Origin of the sequence: Kribbella sp. NPDC003557 (assembly GCF_040610805.1) — a bacterium.
In the GTDB taxonomy this organism is placed as follows: domain Bacteria; phylum Actinomycetota; class Actinomycetes; order Propionibacteriales; family Kribbellaceae; genus Kribbella.
Genome location: NZ_JBEXMY010000003.1, coordinates 874,077 through 891,943 on the forward strand (window position 1 = coordinate 874,077; position 17,867 = coordinate 891,943).

General features: G+C 70.1%; 14 protein-coding genes and 1 riboswitch. Of the genes, 5 read left to right on the forward strand and 9 right to left on the reverse strand.

The features are described from left to right. Window positions 1–74 precede the first annotated feature (74 nt). A complete protein-coding gene (locus ABZW60_RS16165; RefSeq protein ID WP_355477415.1) occupies window positions 75–1,010 on the forward strand; it encodes a hypothetical protein in 936 nt (311 codons plus the stop codon). On the opposite strand, the gene metH is transcribed toward ABZW60_RS16165, so the two are convergent. From metH to ABZW60_RS16180, 3 genes are all read right to left on the reverse strand, one after another. Continuing rightward, window positions 895–4,497: a methionine synthase gene (gene metH / locus ABZW60_RS16170; RefSeq protein WP_355477417.1), complete on the reverse strand. Its 3,603-nt coding sequence runs from the start codon at window positions 4,495–4,497 to the stop codon at window positions 895–897. The genes ABZW60_RS16165 and metH overlap by 116 nt on opposite strands. A 25-nt stretch (window positions 4,498–4,522) precedes the next feature. Continuing rightward, a riboswitch (S-adenosyl-L-homocysteine riboswitch) is annotated at window positions 4,523–4,600 on the reverse strand. Window positions 4,601–4,669: 69 nt separating this feature from the next. Further along, on the reverse strand, window positions 4,670–5,203 hold the full coding sequence (locus ABZW60_RS16175; RefSeq protein WP_355477418.1) for a TetR family transcriptional regulator: 534 nt from the start codon (window positions 5,201–5,203) through the stop codon (window positions 4,670–4,672). Beyond that, window positions 5,200–6,597 carry an MFS transporter gene (locus tag ABZW60_RS16180; RefSeq protein ID WP_355477420.1) on the reverse strand — a complete coding sequence of 466 codons (1,398 nt, stop codon included), beginning with the start codon at window positions 6,595–6,597 and terminating at the stop codon, window positions 5,200–5,202. The genes ABZW60_RS16175 and ABZW60_RS16180 overlap by 4 nt, the downstream gene beginning before the upstream one ends. A gap of 140 nt (window positions 6,598–6,737) precedes the next feature. Here ABZW60_RS16180 and ABZW60_RS16185 point away from each other — a divergent pair, with 140 nt between their 5' ends. Continuing rightward, the gene (locus tag ABZW60_RS16185; protein WP_355477422.1) at window positions 6,738–7,631 is read left to right on the forward strand and encodes an NAD-dependent epimerase/dehydratase family protein; all 894 of its coding nucleotides are present in this window, start codon (window positions 6,738–6,740) and stop codon (window positions 7,629–7,631) included. An 83-nt stretch (window positions 7,632–7,714) separates the two neighbouring features. Here ABZW60_RS16185 and ABZW60_RS16190 read toward each other — a convergent pair whose 3' ends face one another. Together ABZW60_RS16190 and ABZW60_RS16195 are read right to left on the reverse strand one after the other, a co-directional pair. Further along, window positions 7,715–9,262 (reverse strand): trypsin-like peptidase domain-containing protein, encoded by a 1,548-nt coding sequence (locus ABZW60_RS16190; protein WP_355477424.1) that lies wholly within the window; start codon window positions 9,260–9,262, stop codon window positions 7,715–7,717. An 83-nt stretch (window positions 9,263–9,345) separates the two neighbouring features. Continuing rightward, window positions 9,346–9,903, reverse strand: a complete 558-nt coding sequence (locus tag ABZW60_RS16195; protein WP_355477425.1) for a TetR family transcriptional regulator — start codon at window positions 9,901–9,903, stop codon at window positions 9,346–9,348. 94 nt (window positions 9,904–9,997) lie between these two features. Here ABZW60_RS16195 and ABZW60_RS16200 point away from each other — a divergent pair, with 94 nt between their 5' ends. Beyond that, window positions 9,998–10,828 (forward strand): oxidoreductase, encoded by an 831-nt coding sequence (locus ABZW60_RS16200; RefSeq protein WP_355477427.1) that lies wholly within the window; start codon window positions 9,998–10,000, stop codon window positions 10,826–10,828. Window positions 10,829–10,868: 40 nt separating this feature from the next. On the opposite strand, the gene ABZW60_RS16205 is transcribed toward ABZW60_RS16200, so the two are convergent. Further along, complete coding sequence (locus ABZW60_RS16205) at window positions 10,869–12,011, reverse strand: epoxide hydrolase family protein (RefSeq protein ID WP_355477429.1); 1,143 nt, start codon at window positions 12,009–12,011, stop codon at window positions 10,869–10,871. 62 nt (window positions 12,012–12,073) lie between these two features. On the opposite strand from ABZW60_RS16205, the gene ABZW60_RS16210 reads away from it, so the two are divergent. Beyond that, window positions 12,074–13,018: a YafY family protein gene (locus tag ABZW60_RS16210; RefSeq protein WP_355477431.1), complete on the forward strand. Its 945-nt coding sequence runs from the start codon at window positions 12,074–12,076 to the stop codon at window positions 13,016–13,018. A 16-nt stretch (window positions 13,019–13,034) separates the two neighbouring features. After that, window positions 13,035–13,856: an alpha/beta hydrolase gene (locus ABZW60_RS16215; protein WP_355477433.1), complete on the forward strand. Its 822-nt coding sequence runs from the start codon at window positions 13,035–13,037 to the stop codon at window positions 13,854–13,856. Here ABZW60_RS16215 and ABZW60_RS16220 read toward each other — a convergent pair. Genes ABZW60_RS16220 through ABZW60_RS16230 form a run of 3 tightly spaced genes read right to left on the reverse strand, consistent with a single transcriptional unit; the run spans window position 13,853 to window position 17,786 of the window. Further along, window positions 13,853–15,481 (reverse strand): alkaline phosphatase family protein, encoded by a 1,629-nt coding sequence (locus ABZW60_RS16220; protein ID WP_355477435.1) that lies wholly within the window; start codon window positions 15,479–15,481, stop codon window positions 13,853–13,855. The genes ABZW60_RS16215 and ABZW60_RS16220 overlap by 4 nt on opposite strands. Window positions 15,482–15,501: 20 nt before the next feature. Continuing rightward, window positions 15,502–16,734, reverse strand: coding sequence for an iron uptake transporter deferrochelatase/peroxidase subunit (gene efeB, locus ABZW60_RS16225; protein ID WP_355477437.1), 1,233 nt, complete (start codon window positions 16,732–16,734; stop codon window positions 15,502–15,504). Next, a complete protein-coding gene (locus ABZW60_RS16230) occupies window positions 16,731–17,786 on the reverse strand; it encodes an EfeM/EfeO family lipoprotein (RefSeq protein ID WP_355477439.1) in 1,056 nt (351 codons plus the stop codon). The genes efeB and ABZW60_RS16230 overlap by 4 nt, the downstream gene beginning before the upstream one ends. Between the last annotated feature and the right edge of the window lie 81 nt (window positions 17,787–17,867).

Consider the following 17,867-nt stretch of genomic DNA (forward strand, 5'->3'; position numbering starts at 1 on the left):
TAAGCATCGGCAGGCCCCGGTGAACCCGCCGCGCCCCTAATCTGAAACCGCTGCTCCCAGGGACGAGGAGAACCATGGCCATCGGTCTGATCCATCCCGACGATCCGTGCTTCTCCTGGACGGACTCGGTCGTCGAGGCCGTCAGCGAGACCACGGACCGGCTCGTCCGGTGGCGCGGTATCGACATCGTCCAGAAGGAGACGGGGTGGACGCCGCCGGATCCGAAGGAGGATCTGCGGCAGCTGAGCAGCCCCATGTTCCTGCCGGAAGACCTGGCGGAGTCGGTCCGCGACGCGCGGGATCGCAGCAAGTCGGGGCGCCCGGTGCGGGATCCGGCGACGCTGGTGCGGGCAACCGCGTACATGACGTCCCAGGCCGCCGGACTGAGCAGTCCGGAGGCCGACAACATCGGTGCACTCTGGGAGGCCGAGGCCTCGCTGGACACCGGTCTGGCCGACGTCTGGACGCAGGAGCGACTGGCCGAGGTGTGGCCGAAGACCGAGTCCGCGGAGTTCCTCCGGGCCGCCGAGGCGCCGGACCTCACCTTCCCCGGCCGGGATCCGGCGGCCGTGGCGGCGGTCCGTGCGCTGATGACCGAAGTCGTCCGGCAGCAGGGCGGTACGCCGGCCGGCCCCGAGGACTTCGCCGCGCTGTCGGACTGGATGCTGTCGGTGAAGTCGGACCAGCGCTGGGAGGCAGTGATGTCCCTGCTTCCGGGCACCGACGAACTGTCCGAGGGCGAGCAGTGGCGGGCGATCGGCGTTCTCCGGCGCGACTTCGCCGCCGCGGTCGAGCAGGGCGAGCCGAAGCTCGCCGCCGACTCCGTCCGGACGGTGGCCGGACAGGTCGATCCCCTGCTCAGACGGCTGACTCAGGACCCGGCGCTGACGCCGCTCACTCCGGGTCGTACGCCAGGTTCGGCCGCAGCCAGCGCTCGACCTCCGCGACCGGGAGCCCACGACGTACCGCGTAGTCCTCGATCTGATCGCGGCCGAGACGTCCGACGCTGAAGTACCGCGACGCCGGGTGCGCGAAGATCAGCCCACTCACCGCGGCGGCCGGCGTCATCGCGAACGACTCGGTCAGCCCGAGCCCGATCTTGTCGGCCCCGAGCAGTTCGAACAGGTCCTTCTTCTCCGTGTGGTCCGGGCTGGCCGGGTACCCGAGCGCGGGCCGGATGCCGCGGAACCGCTCCGCGTGCAGGTCCTCCAGGACCGGCTCCGCGTCCGGCTCGAACCACGCCCGCCGCGCCTCCAGGTGGATCCACTCCGCGAACGCCTCCGCGAGCCGGTCGGCCAGCGCCTTCACCATGATCGCCCGGTAGTCGTCGTTGCGGTCCTCGTACGCCTTCGCCAGCGCCTCGGCGCCGTGGATCGCGACGCCGAATCCGCCGAGGTGGTCACCGGCCGGGGCGATGTAGTCCGCCAGGCAACGGTTCGCGCGGCCGGCCGGCTTCTCGGTCTGCTGCCGCAGCATCGGGAACGACCGGTCCAGCCCGTCCAGGACGATGTCGTCGCCCTCGCTGTGCGCCGGCCAGAACCCGTACACGCCCTCGGCGGTGAAGGATCCGTCCGCGATGATCTCGTCCAGCAAGGTGTTCGCGTCGTCGAACAGCTCGCGCGCGACCGGCTGGTCCAGGATCGCCGGGTACTTCCCCTTCAGCTCCCAGGCCAGGAACAGGAACTGCCAGTCGACCATCTCCCGCAGGGTCTCGATCGACGGCGACACGTACCGCAGCCCGGTGAAGGCCGGCACCGGCAGCTCGCCGTACTCGACCGGCTCCTTGTTCGCCCGCGCCTCGGCCAGCGTCAGCATCGGGGCGCGCTGCTTGTTCGCGTGCTGCTCGCGCAGCCGCTCCTGCTCGATACTGTTGCTCTTGGCAAGCTCTGCGGCGCGGTCGGTGTCGAGCAGGTCGGACACCACGCCGACCACCCGGGACGCGTCCAGCACGTGCACGGTGGTGTTCTCGTACGCCGGGGCGATCCGGACCGCGGTGTGCTGCTTGGACGTGGTCGCGCCGCCGATCAGCAGCGGCAGCTTCAGCCCGCGGCGCTGCATCTCGTCCGCCACCGACACCATCTCGTCCAGCGACGGCGTGATCAGCCCGGACAGGCCGACCGCGTCCGCGCCCTCGGCCACCGCGGTGTCCAGGATCCTTGCCGCCGGCACCATCACGCCGAGGTCGATGACCTCGTAGTTGTTGCAGCCGAGCACCACGCCGACGATGTTCTTGCCGATGTCGTGGACGTCGCCCTTCACGGTCGCGAGCACGACCTTGCCCTGGCCGCGGACCATCTCCGCGCGGCCCTCGCGGCGGGCCTGCTCCTTCTCCTCCTCCATGAAGGGCTCCAGGTAGGCCACCGAGCGCTTCATCACCCGTGCGCTCTTCACCACCTGCGGCAGGAACATCTTGCCCGCGCCGAACAGGTCGCCGACGACCTTCATGCCGTCCATCAGCGGACCCTCGATGACGTCCAGCGGACGCGGCAGCTGCTGCCGCGCCTCCTCGGTGTCGTCCTCGATGTAGTCGACGATGCCGTGCACGAGCGCGTGCGACAGCCGCGCCTCGACCGGAGCCTCACGCCAGCTCAGGTCGACCTCGCGCTGCTTGCCCTTGCCCTTCACGTTCTCGGCGAAGGCGACCAGCCGGTCGGTGGCGTCGTCGCGGCGGTTGAAGATGACGTCCTCGACCAGCTCCAGCAGGTCCTTCGGGATGTCCTCGTAGACCGCGAGCTGGCCGGCGTTCACGATGCCCATGTCCAGGCCGACCTGGCCGGCGTGGTACAGGAACGCGGAGTGCATCGCCTCGCGGACGATGTCGTTGCCGCGGAACGCGAACGACAGGTTCGAGATGCCGCCGCTGATGTGGACGCCGGGGCAGCGCTGCTTGATCAGCGGCAGCGAGTCGATGAAGTTCTTCGCGTAGTCGTTGTGCTCGGACATGCCGGTGGCGACGGCCAGCACGTTCGGGTCGAAGATGATGTCCTCGGCCGGGAAGCCGATCCCCGTCAGCAGGTCGTACGCCCGGCCGCAGATCTCCACCTTGCGCTCGACCGTGTCGGCCTGGCCCTGCTCGTCGAACGCCATCACGACCGCGCCGGCGCCGTAGTCACGGATCTGCCGGGCGTGCGCGAGGAACTCCTCCTCGCCCTCCTTCAGGCTGATCGAGTTCACCACGCCCTTGCCCTGCACGTGTTTCAGCCCGGTCTCCAGCACCGACCACTTCGAGCTGTCGATCATGATCGGGATCCGCGCCACCTCGGGCTCGGTCGCGATCAGGTTCAGGAACGTGGTCATCGCCTGCTCGCTGTCCAGCAGGTCGGCGTCCATGTTCACGTCCAGCAGGTTCGCGCCGCCGCGCACCTGCTCCAGCGCCACGTCGACCGCGGCCTGGTGGTCGTCGCCCTCGATCAGCCGGCGGAACCGCGCCGAGCCGGTGACGTTGGTCCGCTCGCCGATCATCACGAACCCGGTGTCGGGGCCGATCTTGAACTGCTCGAGCCCGGAGAAGCGGGTGGCGTGATCGGCCGGTACGACGGTGCGCGGCGCGAGTTTCCCGACCGCTTCGGCGATCTTCGCGATATGCGCGGGCGTCGTCCCGCAACAGCCGCCGACGATGTTGACCAGGCCGGACTCGGCGAACTCCTGCAGCAGCGCCGAGGTCTCGGCGGGCGTCTCGTCGTACCCGCCGAAGGCGTTCGGGAGGCCCGCGTTCGGGTGCGAGGCGACGTACGTGCCGGCGAACCGGGCCAGGTCCGCCACGTGCGGGCGCAGCTGGGCGGCGCCGAGCGAACAGTTGACGCCGACGACCAGCGGATCGGCGTGCTCCACCGAGTTCCAGAACGCCTCGACGGTCTGCCCGCTCAGGGTCCGGCCGCTCAGGTCGACGATCGTCACCGAGATCCACAGCGGCAGCTGCGGCGCGACCTCACGGGCCGCGGCGACGGCGGCCTTGGCGTTCAGCGTGTCGAAGATCGTCTCGATCAGCAGCAGGTCGACGCCGCCCTCGGCGAGCGCCGCGATCTGCTCGGCGTACGCGTCCTTCACCTGCTGGAACGACACCGCGCGGTACGCCGGGTCCTCGACCCGCGGGCTCAGCGACAGCGTCACGTTCAGCGGGCCGATCGACCCGGCGACGAACTTGTTCCCGGCCTCGTCGGCCGCCTGGCGGGCCAGCCGCGCGCCGGCGACGTTCATCTCGCGGACGTAGTCCTGCAGGCCGTAGTCGGCCTGACCGATGCTGGTCGCGGTGAACGTGTTCGTGGTGGTGATGTCGGCACCGGCCGCCAGGTACTGCCGGTGGACGTCGAGGATCAGGTCCGGGCGGGTCAGGTTCAGCAGGTCCGGGTCACCGGTCACGTCGTGCGTGTGGTTGCCGAAACGATCGCCCTGGAAGTCGGCGGTCTGCAGCTTGGCGCCCTGCAGCATCGTGCCCCAGGCGCCGTCGAGGACCGCGATCCGCTGATCCAGCAGCTCCCGCAGCGCGGTTTCACTCATCTGCCAACCCCTCCAGAAGAAGAACTCTCCGGAGGCGCCCTTGCAGTCGGTGCTCCAGGTCGAGCGTGGCGGACCTGGGTCCGTTGCAGCGCCTCTCGGCCTGGATGCTCCATGTTAGTGGCGTCACACGTGACACCAAGTGCCCAGTCCACATTCTAGGACGGGTGTTCAATCAGTGGATGAGACGCTGGATCGCGGGCGCGTAGAGCTCGACGACGGTTCCCGGGTCGGCGGCGGCGATCGGACCGGTCTTGTCGATCGCGAGCATCGCGCCCAGGCCGAGCAGTTGCGCGGTGATCAGACCCGCGCGCAACTGGGCGTCCGGCCCGGTCAGGCGGGCCGCGAAGGCGCGGGTGACCTGATCGCGGAAGTGCTCACGGATCAGCGCGCGTTCGTCACCCTTGCCGGCGGCGAACACCACCCGGACGAGCAGGTCCTGGTCGTTCGCGCGGCGGTACTCGACCAGGGTGCGGACGGCGTGCTCACCGAGTCGCTCGTTCGGCGCGGCGAGCAGCAGCTGGGCCGCCTCGGTGAAGTCGGCGACCCGCTCGAACAGCGCCTCCTTGCCGCCGAAGTGCTTGACGATCAGGGCCGCGCTGACACCCGCTTCCGCGGCGACCCCGCGCAACGTGACCGCGTCGTACGGCTCCCGCGCGAACGCCTTGCGGGCCGCGCGGAGGATCGCCGTCCGCCCCGGATCGGTCACGGCGTCGTGACCTCGTACGCCGGCGCGGGACGCCGGACCGGGATCAGCAGCACCAGCCCGGCGGCGACCAGCGCCGCGATGCCGGCGATCACGAACACGATCAGGTACGCCGACAGCGCCGGGGCGACCCGGCCCGCACTGGAGATCGTGACGCCGGCCAGGACGGTCGCGACGATCGTGCTGCAGATCGCCTGCCCGATCGTGCGCATCAGCGTGTTGAGGCCGTTCGCGGCCGCGGTTTCGGTCACCGGCACAGCATGCATGATCAGCGCCGGAAGCGCCGAGTACGCAACGGCGGTGCCGGCACTCACGACCGTCGCGCCGATGACGATCCCGGCGACGTTGCTGCTGGTGAACAGCCGCACGACGTACCCCGCGGCCATGATCACCGACGCGATCCCCAAGGTGAACCGGGGCCCCCGCGCCGCCGAGATGCGCGCCGACACCGGCGACAGCAGCACCATCGCGACACCGCCCGGCAGCAGGCACAGCCCGCTGACGACGATGGATTCGCCCAGCCCGTAGCCGGTCCACGTCGGCTCCTGCACGAGCTGCGCGGTCGACAGCGAGTTGGCGTAGAACGCGAACCCGATCAGCAGCGCGGCGAGGTTCGTGAACAGTACGGCGGGGCGCGCGGACACGCGGAGATCGACGAGCGGGCTCTTCGTGCGCAGCTCGTACCACCCCCAGAGCGGGACCAGCAGCAGTGCCACGGCGTACAGGACGGCCAGGGTCGACGGGCTCCACAGGCTGGTCTTCGAGACCGCGAGCAGCAGGCAGACCAGGAACGCGCTCAGGCCGATCGCGCCGACGACGTCGAACCGCCCGCGGGACCGGATCGCGGACTCCGGCACGATCAGCAGCACCAGGACGATGTCGAGCAGGCCGAGTCCGAGGTTGATCCAGAACATCGTGTGCCAGTTCGCGTACTCGACGACGAGGGTCGCGGCCGGGATGCCGAACGCGGCGCCGATGCCGAGGGTCGAGCTCATGATCGCGATCGACGGGATCACCCGGCGCGGCGGCAGCTCGTCGCGCAGGATGCTGATACCGAGCGGGACGACCGCGACCGCGGCGCCCTGGAACGCGCGGCCGGCGATCAGGACGCTCAGGTTCGAGCTGCTCGCGCAGAGCAGCGAGCCGACGACCATCGAGGACAGCGCGATCAGCAGCACGCGGCGCTTGCCGTACATGTCGCCGGCGCGGCCGAGCAGCGGTGTGAACACCGCACCGGTGAGCAGCGTGACCGTGATCAGCCAGCTGACGTCGGACGCCGGGCTGTGGGTGATCGCGGGGAGTTCGGGGAGCAGGGGGACGACGATGGTCTGGCTGATCGAGACCAGCACGCCGCAGAACGCGAGCGCGGCGAGGATCAGGCGGGGGCGAGCGGGCACGTCGGCGGGGTCCTCACGGCAGTGAACAGTTGTTTACCCCAGCATCGTAAACGCTCGTTCACCGCGGCCGGAAGTGGACCGGGAAACCGCTCACCGATTGGACCACGGTGAGCGGTAGGCAGTTACCTACGGTGGTCACCATGAGGATCTTCGTCGCCGGAGCCACCGGGGTCATCGGCCGTCGGCTGGTGCCGCTGCTGGTCGCCCAAGGGCATGACGTCACCGCTCTCAGCCGGTCCGGGCGCTCGGGGGGTGACGGAGTCACGACGGTCGTCGGTGACGTGTACGACGGCGCGCGGCTCCGCGAGCTGCTGGTGGCGGCTGAGCCCGACGTCGTGATGCATCAGCTGACCGACCTGACGTCGCGGGACTTCGCCGCGAACAGCCGGATCCGCCGCGAAGGCACGCGCAGGCTGGTCGACGCGGCGCTTGCTGCCGGCGTACGACGGATGGTCACGCAGAGCATCGCGTGGGCGTACGAGCCGGGCGCGGGGCCCGCTGACGAGTCCACCCCGCTGGACGTGCACGCCGAGGATCCCAACCGCCGCGCCACCGTCGAGGCAGTTGCCGCCTTGGAGACGATGACCGCCGAGCTGCCCGAGTGGGTAGTACTCCGCTACGGCATGCTCTACGGCCCCGACACTTGGTACACCAAGGGCGCCCTTATGGCCGACCTAGCCACCACAGGCCACCTCCCCACCGGCCCCGACATCACCAGCTTCCTACACATCCAAGACGCCGCCACGGCAGCCACAGCCGCTCTAGCCTGGCCCACCGGCCCGGTCAACGTCGTAGACGACGACCCCGCCCCAGCAGACGCCTGGACCCCAACCTTCGCCGATGCCGTCGGCACCCCAGCCCCCGACCACCACCAACCCACCGCACCCCCAACCACCCCCGGTCCGGCCGGCGGCTCTTCGTCGGGACATGCCGACCCACGGACGCCCTGGGCCCGGGGTGCCACCAACGCCCGCGCCCGGTGGCTCGGCTGGGCGCCTGCTGACCCCAGCTGGCGGACCGGCTTCTACTCCTGACCCCAAACACAAGAGATCGGGCCCGAGGCTCTGAGGGGGGAGAGCGCTCGGGCCCGATCTGGCGGTCCGCTGCGAAGAGGGGGTCAGCGGACCGGGCCGGTGATGAGTTCGATGGTGGTTTTGTGGGTCTGGCCGGACTGGTCGGTCCAGCCGACCTCGACCTTGTCGCCGGGGTGCTGCTGGTTGAGCAGCTCCGACAGTGCGTCCGGCGAGTCGACGGTGTGACCCGCGAACGAGGTGATCACGTCGCCTGCCTCGATCCCGGCCTCGTCCGCGTGGCCGTTCGCGACCACGTCTCCTACGACGGCGCCGCTGATACCGGTGCTGGTGTCGACCGAGATCCCGAGCATCGCCGACTCACCGATGTGGACGTCGGCCGACGCCTTCCCGTTCTCGATCTGCTCGGCGATGTCGAGCGCCTGGTTGATCGGGATCGCGTACCCCTCGGTCGTCGTCCCGCTCCCGTTGCCCTGCCCCGACCCGTCGCCCTGCCCGAAGCCGTTGCCCTGCCCCGACCCGTTCCCGGATCCGTCACCCGAGCCGTCACCCGACCCGTTGCCGTTTCCGAAGCCATTGCCGTTGCCGAAACCGTTGCCGTCGCCGAAGCCGTTGCCGGTCCCGTCGCCGAAGGGGAACCCGGTGCCGTCGCCGGACCCGTCACCCCAGGCGGCCGGCGTCGCGGTGGCGTCCTGCGCGGTGGTCGCCGCGGTCTGTCCCGGGCGCCCCTGCCCGCCGTTGTTGCCGCCGTTGCCGGCCACGTCCACGCCGACCACCTCGCCGTTCGCGTTGGCCAACGGCCCGCCGGAGTCGCCGGCCTGGATGTTCGCGTCGGTCTGGATCAGGTTCGCCAGGTTCTCCGGGTCCTGCCCGTTCTCGTCGGTCGCGGTGATCGACTGGTTCAGCCCGGTCACCTTGCCGGCCGCGTAGCTCGGCGTACCGCCGACGCCGCCCGCGTTCCCGACCCCGACCACCTGGTCGCCGAGCTTCACCTGGTCGGAGTTGCCGGTCTTGGCGGTCTGCAGCCCGGAGGCGTCCTTCAGCTTCAGGACGGCGATGTCGTGCGCCTCGTCGTACCCGACGACGCTCGCGCTGTACGTCTTCCCGTTGCCGATGTCGGTCACGCTGATCGACGTCGCACCCTCGATCACGTGGTGGTTGGTGAGGACCTCACCGTCGGAGGTCAGCACGATGCCGGTACCGGCCGCCCGCGCGTTCTCGTAGCCGAGGACGGTGTTCACGTCGACCAGCCCCGGTGACACCTGCGCGGCCACGGCCGCCGGGTCGAACGCCTTCTGGGACAGCTGCGAGCTGTTCGTGCCGGCCCGCTGGTCGATGCCCCAGGCAAGCGATCCGGCGACGAGCACCGCGGCCAGTCCGAGCGCCCCGGCGCCGAGCAGCCGCCGTCCGCGCTTCTTCGGCGCCGGGGGCGGCGGACCGAACGGGTGCTGCGGCCCGTACGGCGCCCCGTACTGAGGTCCGTACTGAGGCCCGTACTGCGGACCGTAGTGCGGCCCCTGCTGCGGCACCTGCTGGTACTGCGGATACTGCTGCCCGCCACCCTGCTGACCGCCGTACTGCGGTCCGCCCTGCTGCGGCCCTTCGTACGATCCCGGTCCAGCGCTCTCGTTCATCTGCTGTCGCCCTCCTCGGCCAGTTCCCTCTGCCTACGAGTAGAGCTCGCCAGACTGAGAACTCCATCGGGCCAGCCAATGAATCAGCTGAGAATCTGCTGCACCGCCGTCACCACCGCGCGCCGCCGCACCCCGGCGTCCGGCAGTTCGACGCCGAGCTCCGGGTTCATCGAGGACCAGCTGGTCGCGATCGCCTGGATCAGCGACAGCAGGCTGACCGCGCTGAAGCGCTTCGGCACCACCCGCCGGCGCATGCCGCGCTGCAGCTCGTCGAGCCGGCTCTGGTTGACCGCGACGATCGCCTCCAGCGGACGGCCGTCCGGCCGCTCCAGCCGGTACCAGACCGAGAGCCGCAACCGGTCCGGGTGCGCCTCGAAGTAGTCGAACACCCGTCCCGCGTACGCCGGGAGGTCGTCGACGTCGAAGCCGACCTCGTCGAGGTACATGTCCAGCGACGCGCTGAACACCGCGTCGAACAGGTCGTCCTTGTTCCCGAAGTACGCGTACAGCATCGCCTTGTTGCATCCGGCCACCTCGGCGATCCGGCTCACCCGGGCGCCGGCGATCCCGCGCGCCGCGAACTCCTCGGTGGCGGCCTCCAGGATGCGGGCCCGGGTCCGGTCTGCGTTCCGTTGCTGCATACGGCGAGCTTACCAACCAACCGGTTAGTTGATTTCCAACCAACCGGTTGGTTAGATAGAGGTGATCCAACCAAACGGTTAGTTAGGAACGACAATGAGCAAGATCTGGCTGGTCACCGGCAGCTCGCGCGGCCTGGGTCGCGCGCTGACCGAGGCGGTGCTGGCGGCCGGCGACCGCGTCGTCGGCACAGCCCGCACACCCGAGCAGCTCGACGACCTGGCCGCGAAGTACGGTGACCAGTTCCGCGCGGTCGCGCTGGACGTCACGGATGCCGACGCCGCGCGGGCCGCGGTCCGGACGGCGGTCGAGGAGTTCGGCGGGCTGGACGTGGTGGCGAACAACGCCGGCTACGCGAACAGCGCCTCGATCGAGGAGATGGCCGACGACGACTTCCGGGCGCAGGTCGAGACGAACCTGTTCGGCGTGGTGAATGTGACGAAGGCCGCGCTGCCGGTGTTCCGCGAGCAGCGCGGCGGGCACTTCCTGCAGTTCTCGTCGATCGGCGGGCGCGCCGGGGGGACGCCGGGGATGGGCGCCTACCAGACCGCGAAGTTCGCCGTCGAGGGCTTCTCCGAGGTGCTGAACAACGAGGTGCGGCCGTTCGGGGTCAAGGTGACGATCGTCGAGCCGGGCGGTTTCCGGACCGACTGGGGCGGGTCGTCGATGGAGCTGCACGACGTCCACCCGGACTACGAGGCCACGGTCGGCGAGATGCACCGGCGCCGGATCGAGACGGACGGCAAGCAGCCCGGCGACCCCGCGAAGGCGGCGCAGGCGATCCTGCAGGTCGTCGCGCTCGACAACCCGCCCCTGCGCCTCCTGCTCGGCACCGACGCCCTCACGCTCGCCGAGTCCGCGTCGAAGTCTCGCGCGGCCGAGGCCGAGGCCTGGGCGCACCTCACCACCTCGACAGACTTCAGCTGACACCGGTCGAGGGCGCCGGCGGCACCGGCGCCCCCGGCGGTCAGCCGCGGAGGTCGTGGAAGAAGGCGCGGACGTCCGTGACCAGGTCCTCCGGGATCTCGAGCGCCGCGAAGTGGCCGCCGTGGTCGAGGTCCGTCCAGCGGGTGATGTTGTTCGACGTCTCGCAGTAGCGGCGGATCGCGACGTCGTGTGCGGTGGCGAGGACGGCGGTCGGGACGCCCGAGCTCGGGCGCGGGGCCCACGAGCGCGGCTGGGCGTAGCCGATGTACGCCGCCGAGCCGCCGGTGCCGGTCAGCCAGTACATCATCACGTTGGTCAGCAACCGGTCCTTGCCGACGACGTCCTCCGGCAGGGTCTCGGCCGGGTACGTCCAGGCCTTGAACTTGTCCATGATCCAGGCGAGCTGCGCGACCGGCGAGTCGACCAGCCCGTAGGCCAGCGTCTGCGGGCGCGTCGACTGGATCGAGATGTAGCCGAACTCGTCCTTCATGAACTGGCCGATCCGCGCCATCTTGTCCTGCTCCAGCGGCGTCAGCGCCTTCAGCTCCTCCTCGGACAGCTGCAGCGGCGGCAGGTTCGTCCCGCCGTTGGTGTGGACGCCGACGACGTGCTCCGGCGCGGCCCGCCCCACCTCCGGCGACACCGATCCGCCCAGGTCGCCGCCCTGGACGCCGTACCGCGAGTAGCCGAGCTCTTCCATCAGCGCGGCCCACACCCGACCGATCCGCGGGAACGTCCAGTCGCCGTCCGCCGTCGGCCCGGAGAACCCGAACCCGGGCAGCGCCGGGATCACCACATGGAACGCGTCCGACGCCTGACCGCCGTACGCGACCGGGTCGGTCAGCGGCCCGATCACGTCGAGGAACTCGACGATCGACCCCGGCCAGCCGTGCGTGAGCAGCAGCGGCAGCGCGTCGGGCTCCGCGGACCGGACGTGGAGGAAGTGGATCTGCTGACCCTCGATCTCGGCAAGGAACTGCGGGTACGAGTTCAGCTCCTTCTCGGCGGCGCGCCAGTCGTACGACGTACGCCAGTAGTCGACCAGCGGCGCGAGCCAGGACACCGGGACGCCGGTGGTCCAGTCGTCGCCGGGCAACGGAGCGGGAAGCCGGGTGCTCGCCAGCTTGGCGGCGAGGTCGTCGAGGGTGCTCTGCGGGATGTCGATGCTGAACGGCTTGATCATGTCTCCACTCTGACAGCCGGTTAGGACAGCTCCGGTCCTAACCGGCTGGCAGAATCACGATCATGATCGAAACGTCCGCGCGGCTGCTCAAACTGCTCTCGCTCCTGCAGCAACCGAAGGAGTGGAGCGGCGCCGCTCTCGCCGACGAGCTCGGCATCGGGGTCCGGACGGTGCGGCGGGACGTCGACAAGCTCCGCAATCTGGGCTACCCGGTCGACGCCGTCCCGGGGGTGGCCGGCTACCGCCTCGGTGCGGGCGCCGCGCTGCCGCCGCTGCTGCTCGACGACGAGGAAGCCGTCGCGGTCGCGGTCGGGCTGCGGGCCGCCGCGACCGGCACCGTGGCGGGGACCGAGGAGTCCTCGGTCCGGGCGCTGGCCAAGCTCGAGCAGGTCCTGCCGTCCCGCCTGCGGTACCGGATCGAGCTGCTGCAGCAGATCGCCGTCCCCCGCGAGGGCGGCCCGTCGGTGCAGCCCGACGTACTGCTCGCGGTCGCCGCCGCCTGCCGCGACCATGTCCAGCTCAGATTCGACTACCGCAACCACGACGGCACGGCGACCACGCGGCGGACCGAGCCGCACCGGCTCGTGCACACCGGCCGGCGGTGGTACCTGACCGCCTGGGATCTCGAGCGCGACGACTGGCGCACGTTCCGCCTCGACCGGCTGGAGCCGCGCATCCCCACCGGCCCGCGCTTCAGGCCCCGCGAGGCCCCGGACCTGGAGACCACGACGCGCGGGGTTGCCTCCGGCGCCTATCGCCATCAGGCCCGGATCCTGGTCCACGCGCCCGCCGAGCAGGTGGCCGATCGCTACGGGCCGCACGTCGCAGCGGTCACGCCGGTCGACGAGTCGACGACGCTGGTGGAGACGGGCGCGAACTCGCTCGACCAGATCGCGCTGTACCTCGGCATCCTCGGCCTGCCCTTCGAGGTCCAGGACCCGCCGGAGCTGATCGAAACGATCCGCGAGCTCACGACCCGCCTGGCGGCGGCGATCCCGGCGACCTGACCGGTACCGTTCAGACATGCAGGATCGGTACGTCGGGACCGTGCTGGGCCGGATCCGGGTGCGCGTCGACGGGTCGGGGCCCGCGATGCTGTTCTGGCCGAGCCTGTTGATGGACGGCACCCTCTGGTCCGCCCAGGCCGCGCACTTCACGGACCGTTTCCAGGTGATCCTGGTCGATCCGCCCGGGCACGGCGGCAGCGAACCGCTCACGCGGCCGTTCACGTTCGAGCAGTGCGCCGAGGTGATCCTCGCGATCGTCGACGACCTCGGCCTCGACCGGATCCACCTGATCGGCAACAGCTGGGGCGGGATGACCGGCGGCACCTTCGCGGCGCTGCACCCGGACCGGATCGGCATCGCCGTCCTGATGAACGCGACCGCCTCCCCCGCCGGCCGGCGGCAACGCTTCGAGTACGACGTCCTGGTCCTCGCCGCGCGGCTGCTCGGCGGCATCCGCGGCCCGCTCACCAGGCCGGTGCGGGACGCCTTCCTCGGGCCGACCGCACGCCGCCAGAAGCCCGATGTCGTTGCCAAGGTCAACGACCTGGCCCGCCGGGTGGACATCACGTCCGGCCGGCACGCCGTCACCAGCGTGGTGCCGCGGCGGCCCGATCAGCGCGCGCTGTTCGGCCGCATCCGGACGCCGGTGCTCGTGGTCGCGGGCGCCGAGGACGCCACGTTCGGAGTCGCCGAGACCGAGGAGATGGCCGACTCGATCCCCGGCGCGCGGTTCGTCGTCCTCGAGCAGTCCGCGCACCTCGCGGCCCTGGAGTCCCCCAAGGAGGTCAACGCCCTGATCGACGATTTCCTCGCCGATCAGGGCGGAGACGAACGCTAGCTGACGACGGCCCCGGTCTTCGGGTCCAGGATCAGCTTCGCGGTGTTCGGGTGCGCCCGCCAGCTGAACATGCTGTTCAGGCTGCCGGCGCGCTCGTCGAACGAGTGGTCGCCGATCCGGCCGGTCCGCCAGTTGTCCTCGATGAACCTCAGGATCGAGCTCTGGTCGGTCAGCGTGTGGTCGACGTGGTTGCTCTTCGCGTACGGCGAGACGACGACCAGCGGCAGCCGTGGGCCGTAGCCGCAGCGATCGGCGTACCCTCCGGACACCAGCTTCTTGCCGCACAGCGCGGCCTGGTCGAGCGCCGCGTCCTTCGAGCCGTTCACGCTCGGCGGCGTGACGTGGTCGTACCAGCCGTCGGAGTCGTCGTACGCGAGCACGACCGCTGTTGACGACCACTCCTTCGACTTCTGCAGCGCGTTGATCTCACGCACGACGAACGCCTGCTCGTCCAGCGGGTCGGAGTACCCGGCGTGGCCGTCCTGGTACTCGCCGGCCTTCAGGAAGCTGACCGCCGGCAGGTTGTTCGCCGCCAGCGCGGCGTCGAAGTCGGACGTGTCGTACTGGTGGTTCGCCTGGTCGGTGTGACCGATGGCGGCCACCGACGACGGCGCCAGGTGCTTCGGGTTGGACGTCGACTGGTAGTACTCGAACGGGTTGTGGTGCGGGCTGTAGTCCGTCGACGCGTTGCCGCCGATGTTGGTGTGCTGCGCGCCGCAGACAGCCTTGCCGTTCGCGGTACCGGTCGGCTTGAAGCCGCCCTGGAACCAGCCCCAGGTGACGTGCTTCTGGTTCAGCAGGTCGCCGATGTTGGTGCCGTGCATGACCGCCAGGTTGTTCGTCGACTTGCCGTTGTTGTTCGAGCAGTCGTCGTAGAACGGGTCGGGGTCGTTCGTGATGGTGCCGATCCCGTGCGCGTCCGGCGACTGGACGGCGTACGCGTCGGTGGTCGGCTGCCCCGTCTTCGGGTCGTACGCCTGCGCGCCGTGGGTCTGGCCGGAGATCAGGTTCAGCGCGCCCGGCGTGGACGGGCCGTACACCGTGCCGAACGAGTTGTCGCTCATCGCGTAGTGCTGCGCGTAGTTCCACAGCGCGGTGACGGTGTTGCCGTCGTAGTAGTCCATCACCAGGCCCGGCTCGCCGAACAACACGGGCTGGCCGGTGCACTTGTCGGTCTCGGTGTTCTCGACGAACTTGTCGTCCTTGCCGCTGTTGACGGCCTTCTGCTCCGGCCCGTAGCCGTGGTTCTGGTCGCAGGTCAGCGCCTGCGACGGCGCCAGCCGCTTCGGGTTGTACGCGTTGGGGTTGTCCGTCAGCAGCTTCCCGGACAGGCCGTTCACCTTGGGGGTGTGCCGGGCCGCCGTGAACGGCGTACCGTCGGCGTTCGTGGCCTTGGGGTACGTGCCGAAGTAGTGGTCGAACGAGACGTTCTCGCCGAAGATGACGACCACGTGCTGGATCGGTGTGGTCGTGCCGGCCGGGTGGTACGACGCGGGGTCGGCCACCTGGAACGCCGCGCCGGCGCCGGTCACCTGCTGGGCGGCGCCGGGGGCGCCACAGGCGGCCAGCAACAAGCCCGTCGCAGCCGCAACGGCTGTGGCGGCGACAGGGAGTCTTGCGCGCATGCCTTTCCTCCTGAAGTAACTCATCCGAGCAACGACCGCCCGAAGTGGTCGCTGCCGTCCCGAACACCGGGAAGCACAAAGAAGTAGCCGCCGCCGACCGGCCGGATGTAGTCGACGAGCGGCTCGTCGGCCAACCTGGTCTGCACGGCCTCGAACTGCCGGGCGATGTCCTGCTGGTAGGCGCAGAACAGCAGCCCCATGTCCAGGTCACCGACCGCGTCGGTGCCCTGGTCGTAGTTGTAGCCACGGCGCAGGAACTGGCTGGCCGCGGTCTCCGCGGTCCGTGGATTGGCCCTGCGAATGTGGCTGGTCAACGGGACCGCCGTACCGGTCGGGTCGGCGGCGTAGTCCGGTACATCGGTCTCGCTGGTCCCGTCCAGCGGTGCACCGGAATCGCGCCGGCGGCCGAACATGTTCTCCTGCTCGCCGATCGACACCCGGTCCCAGAACTCGACCAGCATCCGGATCTGGCGCAGCACCTGGTAGGTGCCGCCCTCGGCCCAGGCCGGTTCGCCGTTCCCCTTGCCGACCCAGACGAGCTTGTCGTGGTCGGCTGCGGCCGGTTGCACGATCCCGTCCTTGAAGCCCATCAGGTTGCGTGCCGCGCCGGACGGCCGCGGCGGGCTCTGGAAGCCGTCAACCCGCCACCGCACCTGCATCGCACCGCGCGTGTGCCGGGCAATGTCTCTTAACGCGTGGAGCACGGTGTCGGTTTCCGATGCGCACAACTGCAGGCTCAGGTCCCCGTGACAGAGACTCTCGTCGAGGCTGTCGTTGGGGAACTCCTTCATCGGCGTGAGCCTCGCCGGCTTCCGATCCTTCAGTCCGTACCGCCCGTCGAACAAGGACGCTCCGACGCCAACGGTCACCGTCAGATCCCCGCCCGGCACCTCCGGCCCCAGCACACCGGAATCCCCCGGCGGCCCGGTAATCCCCACCGGCGCCGCCGCCCCGCCCGCCGTCAGCAGCCGCGCCCGCTCGGTCAGCGTCCTGAACAGGTCGCTCAACTCCTGCTTGCCCACAGCAACCACATCGAACGAAACGAACACCGCCTGCTTCTGCTGGGCCGTAGTGACGCCGGCCTGATGCGCCCCGTGAAACGGCACAGGCACCGGCTGCGCCGCCTCCGTTCCAGTCACCGCAGCACCAGCGGCGCCCGCAGACAAACCAGCCGCCGCACCACCGGCCACAGCCGCCGCCCCTGCACCAGCAAGCGCCCCACGCAGAAAGAACCGCCGACCAACCTCGCTCATGAGCTTCTCCGGGCTTCGCAGATCGTCGCCACAGGGGCGAGGGTTTCCAGGAGTTGGCCGACGGCGCCGTTGAGCTGTTGCCGAGTCGTCCGGTCCAGCAGGGCGACCGGGGTGCCCTGGTGCGCGGTGAGCAATGCGCGCACTCGGGCTTCCCACACGCGCACCTGGGGTAGATCGGGGTAGCGCGGCGTGAGTACCGGGGTGAGGATGGCGAGCACGGTTGCCGTGCCGTTCAGGTTGGCCAGAACGGTGTTGAGTGACGTCCCGCTGCCTTGGTCGTTCTCCCCGGTCAGCTCGAACTGGAGTGCGTTCTCCATGATCTCGTGGGCACGCAGCCCGAGGTCGTTCGGATCGACCTGTTCGCTGGGGAGGTCCTGCTGCAAACCGTGGACGTCGGCGGCCAACTGGTCCGCGATCGGCTTGAGACCAGACCCCTTGTGCCACAGGCCTTTCTCCAGTGGGTGGAAGCCTGCGTCAGGCCCGTCGATCTTGTCCGCGAAGTCTCCGAACGCATCGTAGGCCGCACCAAGGGAGTTGTACGCCAGATGCGCAGGCAACCAGTCGGCCCGAGCAGCGTCCGGATCGCCGGCGTCCACATCCGCGCGCAGCTTGTCCGTCTTCACGACCAAGCCCGCGACACCACGAGCGACACCGGCCTGATACTGCTTCACCAACGGCAGCAGTTCGTTCTTCGTGACCGGTACGACGCCAGGCCCGCCCGCCGCATCACCGGTCAGCGTCACCGTCGGCCCGGTGATGACGTCGGTGTCCTCGATCAGGCAGCGGATCGCGTACCGCCCGGCGCCGAGCTGCACATCCAGCGACGCGCTGGTGTCCGGCCCCAGCCCTTCCACCTCGCCGTACACCTTCGCGCTGTCCACCTCGACGAGATCCACCTCGGCCGACGCGTCGCCGGTGTTGTGCAGGACGAGTGTCTGCCGCCCGGCCTTCGCGTCGGCCCAGCCCTGTCCGCACTGGCTGCGCGAGACCGCAATGCCTGACGTGCTGCCGCCGGCCTCAGCGGACCCTTCCCAGGGCCGCCACACCGTCACCGCGAAAAGGGTGCCCAGGACAACCAATGCGACAGCCGCCGGAACAGGACGTGGACTGCGCACGGCGGACGGCTCCCGGGG

Bases quoted from the DNA above. Each gene is read 5' to 3' on its own strand.
- ABZW60_RS16210 (WP_355477431.1), top strand. From the start codon at position 12,074: ATGATCGAAACGTCCGCGCGGCTGCTCAAACTGCTCTCGCTCCTGCAG.
- ABZW60_RS16185 (WP_355477422.1), top strand. From the start codon at position 6,738: ATGAGGATCTTCGTCGCCGGAGCCACCGGGGTCATCGGCCGTCGGCTG.
- ABZW60_RS16205 (WP_355477429.1), bottom strand. From the start codon at position 12,011: ATGATCAAGCCGTTCAGCATCGACATCCCGCAGAGCACCCTCGACGAC.
- ABZW60_RS16190 (WP_355477424.1), bottom strand. From the start codon at position 9,262: ATGAACGAGAGCGCTGGACCGGGATCGTACGAAGGGCCGCAGCAGGGC.
- ABZW60_RS16165 (WP_355477415.1), top strand. From the start codon at position 75: ATGGCCATCGGTCTGATCCATCCCGACGATCCGTGCTTCTCCTGGACG.
- ABZW60_RS16220 (WP_355477435.1), bottom strand. From the start codon at position 15,481: ATGCGCGCAAGACTCCCTGTCGCCGCCACAGCCGTTGCGGCTGCGACG.
- ABZW60_RS16195 (WP_355477425.1), bottom strand. From the start codon at position 9,903: ATGCAGCAACGGAACGCAGACCGGACCCGGGCCCGCATCCTGGAGGCC.
- ABZW60_RS16200 (WP_355477427.1), top strand. From the start codon at position 9,998: ATGAGCAAGATCTGGCTGGTCACCGGCAGCTCGCGCGGCCTGGGTCGC.
- metH (WP_355477417.1), bottom strand. From the start codon at position 4,497: ATGAGTGAAACCGCGCTGCGGGAGCTGCTGGATCAGCGGATCGCGGTC.
- efeB (WP_355477437.1), bottom strand. From the start codon at position 16,734: ATGAGCGAGGTTGGTCGGCGGTTCTTTCTGCGTGGGGCGCTTGCTGGT.
- ABZW60_RS16215 (WP_355477433.1), top strand. From the start codon at position 13,035: ATGCAGGATCGGTACGTCGGGACCGTGCTGGGCCGGATCCGGGTGCGC.